General features: G+C 60.7%; 14 protein-coding genes. 1 reads left to right on the top strand and 13 read right to left on the bottom strand.

The window, feature by feature from the left end:
• The first annotated feature begins 319 nt into the window (after nt 1-319).
• Nucleotides 320-646 carry a copper-binding protein gene (locus AAA969_RS00255; RefSeq protein ID WP_121211487.1) on the top strand — a complete coding sequence of 109 codons (327 nt, stop codon included), beginning with the start codon at nt 320-322 and terminating at the stop codon, nt 644-646.
• An 11-nt stretch (nt 647-657) separates the two neighbouring features.
• On the opposite strand, the gene AAA969_RS00250 is transcribed toward AAA969_RS00255, so the two are convergent.
• From AAA969_RS00250 to AAA969_RS00185, 13 genes are all read right to left on the bottom strand, one after another.
• Nucleotides 658-1,674 (bottom strand): acyltransferase family protein, encoded by a 1,017-nt coding sequence (locus tag AAA969_RS00250; RefSeq protein ID WP_267896459.1) that lies wholly within the window; start codon nt 1,672-1,674, stop codon nt 658-660.
• Between the two features lie 138 nt (nt 1,675-1,812).
• On the bottom strand, nt 1,813-2,535 hold the full coding sequence (locus AAA969_RS00245) for a PepSY domain-containing protein (RefSeq protein WP_121211483.1): 723 nt from the start codon (nt 2,533-2,535) through the stop codon (nt 1,813-1,815).
• Between the two features lie 57 nt (nt 2,536-2,592).
• Nucleotides 2,593-3,162 (bottom strand): RNA polymerase sigma factor, encoded by a 570-nt coding sequence (locus tag AAA969_RS00240; RefSeq protein WP_170150442.1) that lies wholly within the window; start codon nt 3,160-3,162, stop codon nt 2,593-2,595.
• A complete protein-coding gene (locus tag AAA969_RS00235) occupies nt 3,149-3,583 on the bottom strand; it encodes a periplasmic heavy metal sensor (RefSeq protein WP_121211479.1) in 435 nt (144 codons plus the stop codon). The genes AAA969_RS00240 and AAA969_RS00235 overlap by 14 nt, the downstream gene beginning before the upstream one ends.
• Nucleotides 3,580-3,885 carry a hypothetical protein gene (locus AAA969_RS00230; protein WP_121211477.1) on the bottom strand — a complete coding sequence of 102 codons (306 nt, stop codon included), beginning with the start codon at nt 3,883-3,885 and terminating at the stop codon, nt 3,580-3,582. Before AAA969_RS00230 ends, AAA969_RS00235 begins: the two co-directional genes overlap by 4 nt.
• Nucleotides 3,886-3,897: 12 nt before the next feature.
• Complete coding sequence (locus AAA969_RS00225; RefSeq protein ID WP_121211476.1) at nt 3,898-4,344, bottom strand: nuclear transport factor 2 family protein; 447 nt, start codon at nt 4,342-4,344, stop codon at nt 3,898-3,900.
• Between the two features lie 29 nt (nt 4,345-4,373).
• Nucleotides 4,374-4,976 carry a DUF2231 domain-containing protein gene (locus AAA969_RS00220; RefSeq protein WP_147422680.1) on the bottom strand — a complete coding sequence of 201 codons (603 nt, stop codon included), beginning with the start codon at nt 4,974-4,976 and terminating at the stop codon, nt 4,374-4,376.
• A 207-nt stretch (nt 4,977-5,183) separates the two neighbouring features.
• Complete coding sequence (locus AAA969_RS00215) at nt 5,184-7,502, bottom strand: heavy metal translocating P-type ATPase (RefSeq protein WP_425324982.1); 2,319 nt, start codon at nt 7,500-7,502, stop codon at nt 5,184-5,186.
• Between the two features lie 114 nt (nt 7,503-7,616).
• Nucleotides 7,617-8,003, bottom strand: a complete 387-nt coding sequence (cueR, locus tag AAA969_RS00205) for a Cu(I)-responsive transcriptional regulator (RefSeq protein ID WP_075189177.1) — start codon at nt 8,001-8,003, stop codon at nt 7,617-7,619.
• Complete coding sequence (locus AAA969_RS00200) at nt 8,000-11,158, bottom strand: efflux RND transporter permease subunit (protein ID WP_338242324.1); 3,159 nt, start codon at nt 11,156-11,158, stop codon at nt 8,000-8,002. The genes cueR and AAA969_RS00200 overlap by 4 nt, the downstream gene beginning before the upstream one ends.
• Nucleotides 11,155-12,873 carry an efflux RND transporter periplasmic adaptor subunit gene (locus AAA969_RS00195; protein WP_338242322.1) on the bottom strand — a complete coding sequence of 573 codons (1,719 nt, stop codon included), beginning with the start codon at nt 12,871-12,873 and terminating at the stop codon, nt 11,155-11,157. Before AAA969_RS00195 ends, AAA969_RS00200 begins: the two co-directional genes overlap by 4 nt.
• On the bottom strand, nt 12,870-14,120 hold the full coding sequence (locus tag AAA969_RS00190) for a TolC family protein (RefSeq protein WP_338242319.1): 1,251 nt from the start codon (nt 14,118-14,120) through the stop codon (nt 12,870-12,872). The genes AAA969_RS00195 and AAA969_RS00190 overlap by 4 nt, the downstream gene beginning before the upstream one ends.
• Nucleotides 14,121-14,181: 61 nt before the next feature.
• Nucleotides 14,182-14,583 (bottom strand): hypothetical protein, encoded by a 402-nt coding sequence (locus tag AAA969_RS00185; RefSeq protein ID WP_147422679.1) that lies wholly within the window; start codon nt 14,581-14,583, stop codon nt 14,182-14,184.
• Nucleotides 14,584-14,647: the final 64 nt, after the last annotated feature.

Genomic DNA, 14,647 nt, shown 5'->3' with positions numbered 1-14,647 from the left:
ATTGCCCGGGACACCTTGCGTTTCACACGTTCAACCAACAGCGCATCTTCCCCGGCGCTACGGGAAGAACTCGAGCATCCCGCAAATTCCAAACCAACTAGATGCGGACTATTTCAAAATGCACCTTAAACCCGCAGCTGCCAGATTGCCCATGTGATGCGGCGCGCTTCCTCATAGGCCGGTGATATCTTGTTTTGCTGGGCTTACGCTCGGGGTAAAGTCGGCGCTGGCCAACGTGCTGGCGGCTTGCTTGCGTGAGGGGTGACGCCAGTTTGCGCGTAATGCTGAAGTCCCTTCATCAACCCAGAAATGAGACCCCATGATCACACTTATTGCCGCGTCTGCCCTGATCTTCACGACAGTCGACCACCATGATCAGCCTAGCCACGATGGAAACCATCACGGGCATACCGAGGCCAGCTCGACGGTCGCGGCGGAGGTGCGGACAGCCGACGCTGATGGGCGCACTGCTGTCGTCAGTCATGAAGCTCTTACCGAGCTGGGCATGTCGGCCATGACGATGCGCTTCTCTGTAGCTGAGACCGTGGATTTCGATCTCTTCCGGCCAGGTGCACACCTGATGATTACCGTCGTGAATACTGCGGACGGGTTCCAGATCGCTGACGCCGAATTATCACACCACTGACCATGCCGGCCTCAGGGGGATGGCCGCATCCCCTTGAAAGCCAGCTCCAACCAGCGGCCCAATCCAGCCTTGCCCGCCAAGCTGGGCTTCTCGATCCAGGACCAGGACGCGGCGGAAATCAAAAGCGTAACGGGAATTGAATAAATGGCGACCTCCAGCGGGTCCGCCGCTGGATACCAGTACAGCACCACCTGCATGACCGGATAATGCCAGATATAAATACCATAGGACCAGTCGGGCAGGCGGGCGCCGGTCGGCCAGCGCCCCAGCCCTGCAAAGGCGACCGCAAACAATATGGACGCCAGTGTGAGGTTGAGAAATACCTCTGCCAAGGGATGACTGCCCAACGCAATCCAGACCGGCAATACAATTAGGGTCGGCCAAGGAAGAACCGGAATCTTTTCACGCCAAACATGAACCAGCATGCCCAGAGTGAACGCCGACGCCAGACGCAGGCCGCTCTCGATCATGGCCGGCGCATCGGACCAGAAGGACCGGACGACCAAATAAGCGGCGGTCACTCCGACAAAAAGGAAAAGTTTAGCGCCCCGCCCCCAAGGCAGCGGAGAGAAGAAAATCAGCGCAGCACCAGCATAGGCCAGCACCTCATAGCGCAAGGTCCAGAGAGTCGCCGAGAACTCGCCCGCCCAAGGATTGTCCGAGAAGATGCCTGCGGGGCCCTGGCTCGTATCAAGAAAGCCAAGTACTTGGACGGGAAAGCTCAACGTCTGCAATGAGCCGAAATAAGATGCGGCGCTCAGGTCTGTTACAACTGGACCAATGGCCAGGACGGCCAGAAGCGAAAGAGCGAGCAACGCTGGCCAGATCCGAAGCATGCGCGCCGCGGCGAACTGGAATGGATTGGATCGACGCTCGAGACTGTCGGCGATCAGAAAACCGCTCAGGACGAAAAAAGCATTTACCGCCGCATAACTGAGCGACCAGCCATTGATGACCAATGGGGGCGGCAACGTGGGCCCCTGCGTAACGATAATTGCATGTTCAGCAAGCACGGCAGCCGCCAACACCAGACGGATCGGCGTGAGCCGATTGTCGCGACCCGCGAATGCCGTCCCGATCGTTATCAAACCTGCGATGTCAGTCCCTCCATCGGCCCTTGCCAGAATACGCGGAGGACGCGCGCATCCCTCAAGCCGACGATCTGCTTAACGGCGCTTTGCCAATTCCATTCGGACCAAGCGCTGCAAACGCAAGACGAGCAAAAGCAAGCCGGCGAGCACCGTAACCAATGCAAACACCGACGCTGTGATCAGCAGGGGATTGTTGAAGTTTTCCCGCTCCTCATAGTCCATGATGTGGAGCATCCAGAAGAAGTCGAAGACGCGCCAGGTATCATTCCTGCGCGCAGTCACCATCCCTGTCTCCGGAGACACATAGATGCGCGTGCCCTCGCCATCCGCGAAATCGATCCGCCAGGCCGACCCGGAGCGACGGTATTCCCAGCTCGGTTCATCGAAGAATCGAACGGCAGCGATTTCCGGTCGATCAGCATGATCGGCGCTGGCTATCTCAATCGCCATTTCACGGGAAATCGGTGTGAGGCGTTCCCCTGTCTCGGCGTCCACGAGTACGCTCGCCCCGCTCAGTTCGGTGACACAGTAAACGACACGGCCCTGCCATACGCGCAGATCGATAGCTTCAAGCGCCCCTCCGATCGCGAGGTCAGAGAGTGCGGCCTGCACTGGCAGGACCCCTGACACATCGAGCGCCGGTGCCGTGAACTCCGCGATGTTGTGTTCCCCGCGAACCCGGTCCAGCGGCAAGGCGCTCATCACAACGCCGCCGGCAATCCATAGTACGATCTGAATTCCGACCACCAGGGCGAGCCACTTGTGAATGCGAAGGGTCCAGCGAAGCAGCACGGTCATGGGGGCCTCCGGGGCGATCTGCGAGCAATCAGAACGTCCCGTACGCAGCCCATCGGGTTATCCCTCAGGCGGAAAGCTGTCCCGCAACCGCCTGCGCGCCCGGTAGACACGCACTTCCGCAGCCTTTTCAGACAAGCCCATGACCGATCCGATTTCAGCGTGGCTCATCCCGTCGATTACGGAAAGCAAGAGCGGTGTCCGCAAACCCTCGGGCATGGCTTGGATGGCAGTATTCACGCGCGCCAGCTCATCCCGGTCAGAAACGATCCGTTCAGGTGTGGTCGGATCGACTGGCGCGGGCACCGAAGGTTCTTCCAGGCCTATCCAGTTGCGCACCGCGCGGCGGCGATGATGGTCCTTCGCCTTGTTCCGGGCGATCACAAACATCCAGGTTACGAAGGCGCGGGTCTCGTCGAAGCGGTGAAGGTTTCGGTGGATGGCGATAAAAGTGTTCTGCGCAACATCGTCGGCATCGGACCGACTGCCGAGCTGCCGTTCGAGGAAATTCACCAGCCGGGGCGCGTGGCGTTGCATCAGGCGATTGAAGGCCATTCGATCGCCCGCCCGCGCCCGGCAAGCCAATTGTTCGTCGCTGGGCGTCAGACCGGGGGCGTCAGCGTTCGGCATCAAGGGCCGCCGCCAGGCGCGCATCGAATATTTCGCGCTGCTCGACGTCCATCACGGCGCGCATGGCGAGGATGTGATTGAGCGTGGACAGCTGCAATTCGCCCATCACATCATGAAGGGCCTCTGCAGCCTCGACGACTTCCGGTGACATTTCCCGACTTTCCATCAAGGACGTGCCGATCGCGTGCCGGGCCTCTGCCAGTCGTTGGTCGAAGGCAGATTTTTCGCGAGCAAAATCCGCCTCCAAGGCCTCGATTTCCGCTTCCTGATCGCGGGTCAAATGGAGCTGGCCGTGAATCACGGCGTGAAGGCTGACCGTCACGGTATCGGAACGATTGCCTAGCTGAGCGCCCAGCCACACGCCTGCCAGTCCGCCCAGAAGCCCCAAGATTGCCGCTGTAACGCCTGCGCGCCAGATCACAGCTCAGTCCCCTCGCCCATTAGGGTTGTCAAAGGCAATTCGGCACGGGCGCCAAATACAGCGAGCAAGTCGGGCTCGCCAGACGGAGCCAGGCCAACCCCGACGACGCTACCGACCAGTAGCGCCAGAACGGCAGGTGCGGCACGGATCGCCAGGCCAGTTGACAGCCCCGAAATGTCCGGCACACGACGAGCCGGCGCTTCAAGACCGTCCCAAACATTCTTCTGGAAGCGCTCGAGGTCCAGACTTGTATGATCGGCAGCGATCCGTTCCAGGACATCATTCATGTGTTCATCGGACATCAAAGCCCTCCGTCAGGATGTGTGTAGATGGGCAAGCTTCCACCCATCTCCGGTGCGGACCAGAATAGCGGTGCCGTGGGCATCCCGTTCACGGGCCTCGCCCCGGACTTCATACTCCATCCGGATGTCGAAGGTCGCAAATGCCATTTCCTGATCAACTTGGACAGAATACCCTGACCAGTCGTACACATGGAATGTCACGTGCTCGGCGGCAAATTCGGGCACGAGATGGTGGTCGCGATATACGGCCCAGCCGATATCACTGCCACTTCCCTCGAAAATGGTGAAGTCTTCCCCCTCCGCCATCACCCAGCGTTCGGCCGCCGCGACATCCTCGTCCGACAGGGCGCCGGAATAGTTTTCCAAAACCTGTTCGATCTCGTCCACCTCGTTCGCGAGGGCCGGTGTCGAAAGGCTCGTAGCCAAAACCATCGTCAAAGCCAAAGTACGATGCATCATCAATCTCCTTTGAGGGTCTCGAATTCGGGTCAGCCACCGAACAGGTGGCGCAAGCCGCCATGGGCGAGCGCTCCGCCAAGAAAGCCGTTGAGCATGAGGGCTGCGGCAAGTCCGAACAGCATCAGCGAGAAGAGAAGCGCCGGCGTCTGGCTGTCAGTCTTGCGCGACCATTCCCCCAGCAGTGCAAGCCCGGCCAATCCGACCAAAAGGCCGGTGCCGATGACCCGGTGCGCTAACATCACCCCCGTCTCGCCGGTTGCCATTGGCCCCGAATGAGCCCAACCCAGCAGGACAGCGAGCGCTCCTGTCGCCGCGCCTGTCCAAACGAGAAAGCGGACCGTTTCCGCTCCAGCGGGCAAACGCCCAGCCAATGAGAGTGCCTGTGCGAGGGCAGCGGCGAGGATCAGGCCAATCGGGAAATGTACTGCAACAGAGTGGAAAGCCCCGAGTCGCGACATGGCCCGCTCGAAAGGCGTCGAAGCGCCCCGTTCACCCCAATGGGCGTGCCCGGCCGTCGTCGGGGACAACGCGTCAGCGTGATCAAGCTCATCCATATGAGGAGACTCTTCGCCATCATGCACATGATCCGACCCAACCATCTGCATGGCAGCCGGTTCGGACGTCGGTCTCACGCTTGTCTCAGCCTCTCGTGACGTGGTCGCCGGCTCAACTTGTCCGGCAGCGGGCGGATCGTGTTCCGCAGGCGGATGGCTCCATCCGGCGGCGGACAAGCCGGCCGCTGCAACGATGGCACACACCGCCATCATGCCTATTCGAAATCCGGACACGCGTATCTCCACCTTGGTTTGATGGAGATACGCACGTCCACGAGTTTTCCCTCACCCCAAGCGGACCGACCTCAAGCGCAGGGAGTTCGTGATGACCGAGACGGAGGACAGGCTCATCGCCGCAGCCGCTATCATTGGTGACAACATGATGCCGAAGACCGGGTAGAGAATGCCGGCCGCCACCGGGACGCCAGCAGCATTGTAAACCAGGGCAAAAAACAGGTTCTCGCGGATATTGCGCATAGTCGCGAGAGCAAGCTTGCGGGCCCTGACAATGCCGGTCAGATCGCCTTTCACAAGGGTCAGGCCCGCGCTCTCGATCGCCACATCAGCGCCAGTCCCCATGGCAATGCCGACATCAGCCTGCGCAAGGGCGGGCGCGTCATTGACGCCATCGCCGGCCATGGCGACCCTGCACCCGTCCGCCTGGAGCTCTTCCACGATCCGGGCCTTGTCACGCGGCAATACATCAGCCCGCACATCGTTCAGCCCGAGCCTGGCCGCAACCGATCTGGCCGTGCGCTCATTGTCGCCGGTTGCCATCACCAGCCGGAAACCCAGTTCTTGAAGATCTTCAAGCGCCTGGGCCGCGCTCGGTTTGATCGGATCGACCACGCAGACCATGCCGGCCAGTTGGCCTTCAATCGCAACAAACATCACGGTCTCACCTTCGTCCCGGCGAGCATTGGCGTCGGCGGTTGCGGTCTCACTGACCGAAATGCCCGCGGCATCCATGAGCGCAGCATTGCCAAGAGCAATAGCCTTTCCGGAGACCCGGCCTGTCACGCCCTTGCCCGTGATGGCCTCGAACTGGTCGGCGACTTCCATCGTCGCCCCGCGACTCTTGGCGCCTTGTACTATGGCCTCCGCGAGTGGATGCTCGGACCCGCGCTCGAGGCTTGCGGCCATTTGCAGGACGTCATCCTCCAGATGACCCGCGAACGCGATCACGGCCGCGAGTTCGGGGCGCCCCATGGTCAGCGTACCGGTCTTGTCGACGATCAGGGTATCTACCTTGGCGAATCGTTCCAACGCCTCAGCATTCTTGATCAGAACTCCGGCCTGGGCGCCTCGCCCCGTTGCGGTCATCACGGACATCGGCGTGGCCAAGCCCAGGGCGCAGGGACAGGCAATGATCAAGACGGAAACGGCCGCGATAAGGCCATAGGCCGATGCCGGTTCAGGCCCCCAGACCGACCAGGAAATGAAGGCGATCGCCGCGACGACGATCACGGCCGGCACAAAACGACCCGACGCCATGTCAGCGAACTTTTGGATGGGCGCTCGGCTGCGCTGGGCGTTGGCAACCATTTCCACGATCTGGCTCAACACCGTGTCTTTGCCGACCCGGCGAGCCGCAATCACAAGACTCCCATTGCCGTTGACCGTCGCCCCGGTGACCGCCTCGCCCTTGACCTTCTCGACCGGGACGGGCTCACCGGAAATCATCGATTCATCGACCGAGGACCGGCCGTCGACCACAACACCATCGGTCGGAATTTTTTCGCCCGGACGGACACGCAAGTGGTCGCCTTCACGGATATGCTCGAGAGGCACTTCCTCGTCGTCCCCATCCACATTGACCCGCAATGCCGTCTTGGGCGCCAGATCCAGAAGGGCCCGGATCGCCGACCCGGTCTGTTCCCGGGCCCGCAACTCCATCAATTGCCCGAGCAGCACCAAGACGATAATCACCGCCGCCGCTTCAAAATAAACGCCCACATGACCGTTCGCGTGGCGAAAGGCGTCCGGAAAAAGTCCAGGCGCCAACACCGCCACCACACTGAAAAGATAGGCCGCACCGGTTCCCATCGCGATCAGGGTGAACATGTTGAGATGACGGTTAATGACTGACTTCACGCCGCGCTCAAAGAAAGGCCAGCCCGACCACAGGACGACGGGTGTTGCCAAAACCAGCTCAGCCCAAGCCGCGCGGGTCTCACCCAAGGCTTCGCGCAGGAAGCCGAGACCAAGCATCGGCCCCATCGCCAGAACCAGGACCGGAAGGGTCAGGGCGGCACCGAACCAGAAGCGACGTGTGAAGTCGATTAACTCAGGATTGGGTCCCTCTTGACCGGTTGGCACCCCCATCGGCTCGAGCGCCATGCCGCAGATCGGGCAATCACCCGGCTCGTCGCGAATGATCTCGGGATCCATTGGACAGGTGTATGTCGTACCTGCCGGCATGTCTTCATACGCGTCTCGATGGGCTCCGGTTAAAAAATGCTCGGGATCCTCAGCGAAACGATCATGACAGCGCTGCGAGCAGAAATGGTATGCGTCTCCTGCGTGCTCGTAGCTGGGCTTGCCGGCACCCAGCCGCACCTCCATGCCGCAGACCGGATCGGTCGCGACGGGCTGGTGATGCATATGTTCGTCGGCCTTATCTGATGTGCAATGCTGACAACTCATCGGGCAGTCCTCCTTTGGATTTCCCGGTTGTGAGGCTTCCAGTGGCTGGAAGGTCAAGCGGCACGTTTCTGATTAATCGCCGGCCAGTCCGTTCATGATCGGACAGTCTGGCCGATCATCGCCATGACACGCCAGAACGAGACGTTGCAGCTCTGACTTGATCATCGTCATCTCGGCCAATTTCCGATCAACCTGTGCAACATGATCCATCGCCAATGCCTTCACATCGGCACTCGCCCTCGACCGGTCTTCGTACAGCGACAGCAGAGCGCGACAGTCGTCGAGCGAAAAGCCCAGACTTCGCGCCCGACCGACAAAAGCGAGCTTGTGAACATCTGTTTCTGAGTAGACGCGGTATCCATTGTCCGCCCGCGCCGGCGCGACCAAGCCCACCTCCTCGTAATACCGCAAGGTTTTCGAGGGCAAGCCGGTCGCACGGGAGACGTCTTTCACATTCACTGCACGCCTCCTGCCACTGCGGCGGATTGTGTCGGCCCGGCCAGCCCCACACGTTTCCAGATCAGGAACGCCGCTGGAATAACCAGAAGGGTCAGGATGGTGGCGCTGGTCATACCGCCGACCATGGGTGCCGCGATCCGTCGCATCACTTCCGACCCGGCTCCATCACCGAACATGATCGGCAATAGGCCGGCAATCGTAGCAATGACAGTCATCATGATCGGGCGCACCCGCATCAGGGCCCCCTCGATCACCGCCTCGTCAATATCCGATCTGTTCAGCGGCCGGCCGACTTCATCTGCAAGAGACTGATGGCGGGTGAGCGCTTGCTCCAGATAGACGATCATCAACACCCCGATCTCGACAGCAACGCCTGCCAGGGCAATGAAACCCACACCGACAGCGACGGAGAGATTATATCCGAGCATGTCGAGCAGCCAGACCCCGCCAACCAGCGCCAGCGGCAGCGTTCCCATGATCATCAGGACCGGGGTCAACCTCCGGAAATTCAGGAAGAGCAGCAGCAAGATGATGACCAGGGTCACCGGAACGACCACCGCCAGCTTTGCCTGTGCCCGCTCCATGTATTCGAACTGCCCGGACCAACTGACCGAATATCCCGGCGGCAGTTCCATATACTCGGCCAAAGCCTGCTGGGCTTCCTCAACATAGCTCCCGATATCGACCCCATTGATATCGACATAAACCCAGCCATTGGTACGGGCATTTTCGCTGCGGATCACACCAGGGCCATCGGCGATCGAGATATCAGCAACCCGCCCCAGCGGAATCTCGGCACCGGTCGGCGTGACCACCGGCAGATCCCGGATCGAGTCCACAGAATTACGATAGTCACGCGGGTAGCGAAGATTGATGGGATATCGCTCCCGGCCCTCGACACTCTCGCCAACAGTCATGCCACCGATCGCAGTCCGAACAACATCATGGACGTCGGCGACATTCAGCCCGAACCGGGCGGCTTCCAGCCGATTGACGTCGATATCAACAAACCGGCCTCCGGTAACCCGTTCGGCATAAACCGATGCGGTTCCGTCCAGTGTCCGGATAATGGCTTCCACCTCCTCGCCAATCTCGGCAATAACATCTAGGTCCGGGCCGGCAATCTTGATACCGACAGGAGTCTTGATCCCTGTGGCCAGCATATCGATTCGGCCGCGGATCGGCATGATCCAGGCATTGGTAAGACTGGGCACATCCACAGCGGCATCCAGTTCGGCTCGAATGTCGTCAATTGTGATGCCCGGCCTCCATTCTTCGCGCGGTCGCAGCTGGATGGTGGTCTCGATCATGGTCAACGGTGCCGGGTCTGTGGCGGTCTCGGCTCGCCCCGCCTTCCCGTGCACTGTGAGGACCTCCGGCACGGTCATGATCAGGCGGTTGGTCTGCTGCAGCAATTCGGTGACTTTGCCCGCCGACACGCCGGGGAAAGCACTCGGCATGTAGAGGATGTCACCTTCATCGAGATCCGGCATGAACTCGCTTCCCATGCGGGACAACGGCACGGCGGCACTGGCGAGCACCAGGCCGGCCGCGACCAGCACGGCGACAGGACGGCGGATCGCAAGGCCAATGAAAGGCCGATAGCCCGCGATCAAAAGGCGATTGACCGGATTCTTGTGCTCCGGCGTGATCCGGCCCCGCACAAGATAACCCATCAGAACCGGCACCAGGGTAATGGCCAGGCCGGCAGCCGCCGCCATGGCGTAGGTCTTGGTAAAGGCGAGCGGATGAAAGAGCCGCCCCTCTTGGGCTTCCAGTGCGAAGATCGGAACGAAGCTGAAGGTCACAATCAGGAGCGAAAAGAAGAGCGCCGGCCCCACTTCGACCGAGGCCTTGGTGACGATCTCCCAACGGTTTTCGCGCGTGATCGGTTCACGCTCAGCATGCTTATGCATGTTCTCGATCATGACGATCGCGGCATCCACCATGGCGCCAATGGCGATCGCTATGCCGCCCAACGACATGATATTGGCATTAATGCCTTGGGCATTCATGACGATGATCGCGGTGAGAATACCCAGCGGCAAGCTCAGGAAGATCACGAGTGACGAGCGGAAATGGAAAAGAAAAAGCGCACAAATCAGCCCCACGACGAGGAATTCTTCGATCAACTTTTCCCGCAGGGAGGAGACTGCCCGTTCAATCAGGCCCGCCCGGTTGTAGGTGGTGACGATCTCCACGCCCTCGGGCAGCGATGCACCGAGTTCATTCAGACGCTCTTCGACGCGCTGGATGGTCGCGCGGGCATTCTCGCCATATCGCATGACGACAACGCCGCCGACCGCCTCGCCCTCACCATTGAGCTCGCCGATGCCCCGCCGCAATTCCGGTCCAATTGTGATGTCGGCAATGTCCGACATCAGTATTGGTGTGCCAGTTTCAGTAACCGCAACCGGGATCGCTTCCAGGTCCTCGACACCCTCGATATAGCCGGATGCCCGAACCATGTACTCGGCTTCCGCCATCTCGATGACTCGGCCGCCACTTTCCTGGTTGCCCCGTTCGATCGCGGTTCGGACCGCAGAGAGTGGTATACCCAGGGCACGCAGCCGGTCGGGGTCGGCGACAACCTGGTATTGCCGCACCATGCCGCCAATCGTGGCCACCTCGGACACACCCTCGATTGTCTGGAGTTCGTATTTGAGGAACCAGTCCTGCAGTGAGCGGAGGTCGGCCAGATCGTGCTGCCCGGTCCGGTCGACCAGGGCATATTGATAGATCCAGCCAACGCCGGTTGCATCCGGCCCCAATGCCGGACGGGCCGCGTCTGGCAAGGTTGGAGCCACCTGGGACAGGTATTCCAGAACCCGAGAACGAGCCCAGTAGAGATCGGTCCCATCCTCGAAAATGACATAGACATAGCTGTCGTTGAAAAAGGAGTAGCCGCGAACTGTCACGGCGCCCGGCACCGCCAGCATGGCCGTTGTCAGTGGATAGGTGACTTGATCCTCGACAACCTGCGGAGCCTGCCCGGGGTAGGTTGTCTTGATGATGACCTGAACATCCGACAAGTCGGGAATGGCGTCCATTGGCATGCGGACGAGCGAATACACACCACTCCCTGCCAACAAGGTTGCCAGAATGAGGACGATCAGCCGATTGCCTATCGACCAGCGGATAATAGAGCCGATCATTCCTCGCCTCCAGCATCGCTCGGCCGCACGACCGTGATGCCAGAAAGCTGCCACTGGCCTGGCCGCGTTTCATCAATCGAAAAGCTGACATGGTCGCCTTCAGAGACCCCATCAAGCGTAACACCGTCGCCCAACTCGTAGACCATGCTCATGGCCGGCATATCGATCGCCTCGATGCGCTCATGATCGATCTCGATCATGTTGATATCGAACATAAGGGTAACGACACGGCCTTGCCCTTCGACCACGGGATCCGGCTGCGCCGCGTCCGATCTAGCGATCGAGGCGAGACGCCACTGCCCTTCATCGTTCTGACGCAGGGTGAAGCTCACCTCATCACCCTCCGACAAGCCGTCGAGCGAAACGGCATCCAACGCGAAGAACGACATGCTCATCACCGGCCATCCGAGTTCCGGGATCGGATCATGTGTCAGGTCGATCATGCCGTGCGACGCCATCACCCCGTCGACAACCCCTGTGCCTTGGACAGTCTCCGGGGGTGCGGCGGGCGCGTCAGCCCCCGCCATGCGCAAGGCGACACCCTGAAGACTAGCTTCGGAATCGATCAGGAACTGGCTGGACACCACCACGCGCTCACCTTCCGACAGGCCAGTGAGAACCTCGACGCGTCCACCGGCCTCAGCACCCGTGCGCACTTGCGCCAGACGGTACCGGCCGTCACCCAGTGCCAGAACCACCCGCTCCGATTGACCGGTACGGATGACCGCCTCGAACGGAACTGACAGCACATTGTCGCGCGGCGACGCCTCGATGCGAACATTCACATAGGCTTCGGGGCGCAAGGCACCATCGCTGTTTGCAAAGCGCATGCGCACCGGAATGGAACGACTTCGCGGGTCCACAGTCGGGTAGAGATACTCTACCTGACCGTGCCACATCCGGCCTGGCTGGGCGCGCGACTGCAGCCGGACGCTTTGCCCTGGCTCGATCGCTGCAGCCTCATCTTCAAACAAATCCGCGACAACCCAGACCTCTCGCAGGTCCGCAATCGTCATCACCACCATGCTCGGATGAGCATGCGCGCCTTCGCGAACATTCATCTCCAGCACAACGCCTGTTCGTGGCGCGTAAACGTCAACCAATCTTTGTGGCGTGCCGCGTTGCGCGATTGAGTCAATCTGGGCCTGATTGACCCCAAGGGCTCGCAGACGCGAGCCCGCCGCCGCCACCAGGCCCGGGCGGGACACATTGACGGCTTGCAGGAATTCACTTTGAGCCGTGACAATTTCCGGCGAGTACATACGGAAAAGCAGGTCGCCCGCTTCCACCACATCACCTACAGCGGCGATGCGCAGATCCTCGATCCAGCCTTGCGCCCGCACATCAACCACAGAGGCTAGGTCATCAATGGGCCGCACATAGCCAACCGTGGCCAGGTCTTCCGCAAACCGACCCCGTGTCACATTTGCCGTCCGGACTCCGATGTTGTTCTCGACAGCCGAGGAGATGGTAATGGTGGAATCGTCCGTGGGCTCACTACCGGCATATACCGGGATCAAGTCCATACCCATGGGCGACCTGCCCGGCTCGTCCTGGCGAAAATTTGGGTCCATCGGAGCGACCCAGTAGAGAATTTCCCGCTCGTCGGATGTTGCGGCAATATCGCTTCCGCCCACAAGGCTCATGCCGAGCGCGCCAAGAGCGATCCCCGCCAACAAAGTGCCGGTACCCAGAAGGATTGTACGCGGGGTCATTGGACGTCTCCCGTCAGGAACAGGATCCGGCTCTGCGCCTGCAACGCATCAACGCGGGTCCGGATCAAGGTCAGCTCGATATCCAGCAAGGCGAGCTCGGAGCGCACGAGTTCGGCAAAGTCTGCCTGCTCGTTTTCGTAGGCTACAAGGACGGCTGCCGTTGTTTCACGCGCGCGCTCCAGCACACCCGTTTCATAAATCATGGCCGTTTCGTTGAGGCGCTGGAAGCGGATCCAGTCTTCATCCAGTTGTCGGCGCAGATCGAGCAGCAACGCTCGACGGTCCAGCTCTTCGGCGGAACGCATCTGACGGGCTCCAGCCACGCTTTCATCCTGCCGACGCTGACTGAAAATGGGCATTTGCACGCTCACACCGATGCTGGCGACGTCCGACCGGCTGCCTCGCACGCCATATCCGGCATCCACACTCCAGACCGGATTGTAGGCCTCCAGTGCCAGATCGATCTCCCGCTCGCTTGCCTCGATCCGGGCGTTTCGGGACATCACGGACGGATGTCTGGTCAAGGCATCCAAAGCCTCGTCGCCCCCGGGCAATGCCGGCAGGACAGGTAATCGCGGCAGCATGTCTCGTCCTGCTGCGGCAGCGCCGACATAACGCGCCAACTGCGCCCGGGCTGTTCCAATTTGCCGATCGATCTCAATTTGCCTGGCATCCAGCAATGCGGTTTCCAGGTCCACGCGGATGACGTCATGGGAATTGCCTCGCCCGCTGGCAAACAGGGCCGTAGCCACCTCGCTGAGCTGTCGGATCTCTTCGCGCCGGGCCCGCGTCAATTCACCTGCCTGTTCCCAGTAATAGGCTTCCAGCCAGGCCAGACGGACTGATCGTGTGATCAATCGCTGTTCCAACCCGCCAAGGGCCAGAACGCCCTGGGCCTGCGCCCGCTGCCGCTCTCGCTGCAGGTGACGGCTCGCGTTGCTGGGTATGACCTGCCGCACGCCGACCTGCATCTGGGTCATCGCTTCACTGTTGGGGTCTAGATTGCTGAGGGGGAGGTTGGCGAGGCCAACCCGCAACGTCGGATCCGGCAGAGCCATGGCCGCCTCGCCAGCACGCTCGAGCGCTACGGCACGCGATCTCAAACTCCCAATGGCCGGGTCTTCGGTTTGGCCGGCGATCAACACGGCCTCCGCCAAGCTGAGCGGAGAGGGTTCAGAAGCAGGTTGCGCAATCGCAGTTGAAAGCTGAAGCGCAGCCGCAAATGCGGCAATGGCGGGCATGGACATGAATGTCTCCGATGCGGGCAGAACGAAGGTGAAATGAGCCCATTAACAAGGCTCGGCTTCGTCACGCGCGCGGAGGACGATCCAGATGATCCAGAATGGTGGAAACCGGCCGGAGCACGACCCTGCGGGTAGTTCGTTCGATATGGCCCGCTGCCGGGCGCGTCGTCGCACTATCTGGGATCAGGGTCGAAAAGGAACAAGCAAGGCCGCACGGATTACCGGAGCACGCATCCATGCCATTACAGGGCTGGCCACGCTCTGCGGCGCCGACATCTTCAATGCCGCTGCCTTGCGGGCAGCAATCATGGTCCAACATTTGGGTCATGTCGCTTGGGGCCGCGGCATCCGGGCCGACGTCGGAGGCATAGCCTGTCCCGCCCAGCGCGAGTGCGCCCAGCAAAACCAGGATCAGGCTGAACCGTCGCCAAACCAAAATCGTGTGCCTCCTTCGCGCGCCGATCATGACACCCTATACGATGAGTATTGGTATTTCCCTCACACGGAATGTCACAGGCGTGTCCCCTTTA

This window comes from Maricaulis maris, assembly GCF_036322705.1.
In the GTDB taxonomy this organism is placed as follows: Bacteria; Pseudomonadota; Alphaproteobacteria; order Caulobacterales; family Maricaulaceae; genus Maricaulis; species Maricaulis maris_B.
This window is presented reverse-complemented; position numbering and strand designations above follow the sequence as displayed.

Excerpts from the sequence above, each read along its gene's own strand:
- AAA969_RS00245 (WP_121211483.1), bottom strand. The coding sequence starts at position 2,535 with ATGACCGTGCTGCTTCGCTGGACCCTTCGCATTCACAAGTGGCTCGCC.
- AAA969_RS00195 (WP_338242322.1), bottom strand. The coding sequence starts at position 12,873 with ATGACCCCGCGTACAATCCTTCTGGGTACCGGCACTTTGTTGGCGGGG.
- AAA969_RS00225 (WP_121211476.1), bottom strand. The coding sequence starts at position 4,344 with ATGATGCATCGTACTTTGGCTTTGACGATGGTTTTGGCTACGAGCCTT.
- AAA969_RS00230 (WP_121211477.1), bottom strand. The coding sequence starts at position 3,885 with ATGTCCGATGAACACATGAATGATGTCCTGGAACGGATCGCTGCCGAT.
- AAA969_RS00200 (WP_338242324.1), bottom strand. The coding sequence starts at position 11,158 with ATGATCGGCTCTATTATCCGCTGGTCGATAGGCAATCGGCTGATCGTC.
- AAA969_RS00215 (WP_425324982.1), bottom strand. The coding sequence starts at position 7,502 with ATGCATCACCAGCCCGTCGCGACCGATCCGGTCTGCGGCATGGAGGTG.
- AAA969_RS00190 (WP_338242319.1), bottom strand. The coding sequence starts at position 14,120 with ATGTCCATGCCCGCCATTGCCGCATTTGCGGCTGCGCTTCAGCTTTCA.
- AAA969_RS00255 (WP_121211487.1), top strand. The coding sequence starts at position 320 with ATGATCACACTTATTGCCGCGTCTGCCCTGATCTTCACGACAGTCGAC.
- AAA969_RS00185 (WP_147422679.1), bottom strand. The coding sequence starts at position 14,583 with ATGATCGGCGCGCGAAGGAGGCACACGATTTTGGTTTGGCGACGGTTC.
- AAA969_RS00240 (WP_170150442.1), bottom strand. The coding sequence starts at position 3,162 with ATGCCGAACGCTGACGCCCCCGGTCTGACGCCCAGCGACGAACAATTG.